Origin of the sequence: Robertmurraya kyonggiensis (assembly GCF_005116465.1) — a bacterium.
Classification (GTDB): Bacteria; Bacillota; Bacilli; order Bacillales; family Cytobacillaceae; genus Robertmurraya; species Robertmurraya kyonggiensis.
The window spans coordinates 1-2940 of sequence record NZ_SWBM01000021.1 but is presented as its reverse complement, the minus strand read 5'-3'; the positions used below and the strand labels follow the sequence as shown (position 1 = coordinate 2940).

Annotated in this window: 1 rRNA gene; it reads left to right on the top strand. The window is 52.3% G+C overall.

The window, feature by feature from the left end:
- Positions 1 to 2 precede the first annotated feature (2 nt).
- A 23S ribosomal RNA gene (locus FA727_RS23600) occupies positions 3 to 2936 on the top strand.
- Positions 2937 to 2940: the final 4 nt, after the last annotated feature.

Genomic DNA, 2940 nt, shown 5'->3' with positions numbered 1-2940 from the left:
TAGGTTAAGTTATGAAGGGCGCACGGTGGATGCCTTGGCACTAGGAGCCGATGAAGGACGGGACTAACACCGATATGCTTCGGGGAGCTGTAAGTAAGCTTTGATCCGGAGATTTCCGAATGGGGGAACCCATCATCCGTAATGGGATGATATCTTTACCTGAATACATAGGGTATTGAAGGCAGACCCGGGGAACTGAAACATCTAAGTACCCGGAGGAAGAGAAAGCAAACGCGATTCCCTGAGTAGCGGCGAGCGAAACGGGATTAGCCCAAACCAAGAGGCTTGCCTCTTGGGGTTGTAGGACACTCTATACGGAGTTACAAAGGAACGAGGTAAACGAACAAGTCTGGAAAGGCTGGTCAAAGAAGGTAACAACCCTGTAGTTGAAACCTTGTTCCCTCTTGAGTGTATCCTGAGTACGGCGGGACACGAGAAATCCCGTCGGAAGCAGGGAGGACCATCTCCCAAGGCTAAATACTCCCTAGTGACCGATAGTGAACCAGTACCGTGAGGGAAAGGTGAAAAGCACCCCGGAAGGGGAGTGAAAGAGATCCTGAAACCGTGTGCCTACAAGTAGTTAGAGCCCTTTAACGGGTGATAGCGTGCCTTTTGTAGAATGAACCGGCGAGTTACGATTGCATGCGAGGTTAAGTTGAAGAGACGGAGCCGTAGCGAAAGCGAGTCTGAATAGGGCGTATTAGTATGTAGTCGTAGACCCGAAACCAGGTGATCTACCCATGTCCAGGTTGAAGTTCAGGTAACACTGAATGGAGGACCGAACCCACGCACGTTGAAAAGTGCGGGGATGAGGTGTGGGTAGCGGAGAAATTCCAATCGAACTTGGAGATAGCTGGTTCTCTCCGAAATAGCTTTAGGGCTAGCCTCACGAATAACGAGTCTTGGAGGTAGAGCACTGTTTGGACTAGGGGCCCTCATCGGGTTACCGAATTCAGACAAACTCCGAATGCCAAGTACTCAAGCGTGGGAGTCAGACTGCGAGTGATAAGATCCGTAGTCAAAAGGGAAACAGCCCAGACCACCAGCTAAGGTCCCAAAGTATACGTTAAGTGGAAAAGGATGTGGGGTTGCTTAGACAACCAGGATGTTGGCTTAGAAGCAGCCACCATTTAAAGAGTGCGTAATAGCTCACTGGTCGAGTGACCCCGCGCCGAAAATGTACCGGGGCTAAACGTATCACCGAAGCTGTGGATGGATATCTACGATATCCGTGGTAGGAGAGCGTTCTAAGGGCGTTGAAGCTAGACCGGAAGGACTGGTGGAGCGCTTAGAAGTGAGAATGCCGGTATGAGTAGCGAAAGATGGGTGAGAATCCCATCCACCGTATGCCTAAGGTTTCCTGAGGAAGGCTCGTCCGCTCAGGGTTAGTCGGGACCTAAGCCGAGGCCGAAAGGCGTAGGCGATGGACAACAGGTTGATATTCCTGTACCACCTCGTTTTTGTTTGAGCGATGGGGGGACGCAGGAGGATAGGGTAAGCGCACTGCTGGATATGTGCGTCTAAGCAGTTAGGCTGGTAAGCAGGAAAATCCGCTTACCGTGAAGGCTGAGCTGTGATAGCGAGGGAAATATAGTACCGAAGTTCCTGATTCCACACTGCCAAGAAAAGCCTCTAGTGAGAAAACAGGTGCCCGTACCGCAAACCGACACAGGTAGGCGAGGAGAGAATCCTAAGGTGTGCGAGAGAACTCTCGTTAAGGAACTCGGCAAAATGACCCCGTAACTTCGGGAGAAGGGGTGCTTTTTAGGGTGAATAGCCCTGAAGAGCCGCAGTGAATAGGCCCAGGCGACTGTTTAGCAAAAACACAGGTCTCTGCGAAGCCGCAAGGCGAAGTATAGGGGCTGACGCCTGCCCGGTGCTGGAAGGTTAAGAGGAGGGGTTAGCGTAAGCGAAGCTCTGAATTGAAGCCCCAGTAAACGGCGGCCGTAACTATAACGGTCCTAAGGTAGCGAAATTCCTTGTCGGGTAAGTTCCGACCCGCACGAAAGGCGTAACGATCTGGGCACTGTCTCAACGAGAGACTCGGTGAAATTATAGTACCTGTGAAGATGCAGGTTACCCGCGACAGGACGGAAAGACCCCGTGGAGCTTTACTGTAGCCTGATATTGAATTTTGGTACAGCTTGTACAGGATAGGTAGGAGCCTGAGAAGCCGGAGCGCTAGCTTCGGTGGAGGCGTCGGTGGGATACTACTCTGGCTGTATTGAAATTCTAACCCGCACCTCTTATCGAGGTGGGAGACAGTGTCAGGTGGGCAGTTTGACTGGGGCGGTCGCCTCCTAAAGAGTAACGGAGGCGCCCAAAGGTTCCCTCAGAATGGTTGGAAATCATTCGTAGAGTGTAAAGGCACAAGGGAGCTTGACTGCGAGACCTACAAGTCGAGCAGGGACGAAAGTCGGGCTTAGTGATCCGGTGGTTCCGCATGGAAGGGCCATCGCTCAACGGATAAAAGCTACCCCGGGGATAACAGGCTTATCTCCCCCAAGAGTCCACATCGACGGGGAGGTTTGGCACCTCGATGTCGGCTCATCGCATCCTGGGGCTGTAGTCGGTCCCAAGGGTTGGGCTGTTCGCCCATTAAAGCGGTACGCGAGCTGGGTTCAGAACGTCGTGAGACAGTTCGGTCCCTATCCGTCGTGGGCGTAGGAAATTTGAGAGGAGCTGTCCTTAGTACGAGAGGACCGGGATGGACGCACCGCTGGTGTACCAGTTGTTCTGCCAAGAGCATCGCTGGGTAGCTATGTGCGGAAGGGATAAGTGCTGAAAGCATCTAAGCATGAAGCCCCCCTCGAGATGAGATTTCCCATAGCGTAAGCTAGTAAGAACCCTGAAAGATGATCAGGTTGATAGGTCAGAGGTGGAAGCGCGGTGACGTGTGGAGCTGACTGATACTAATCGTTCGAGGACTTAACCAAATAG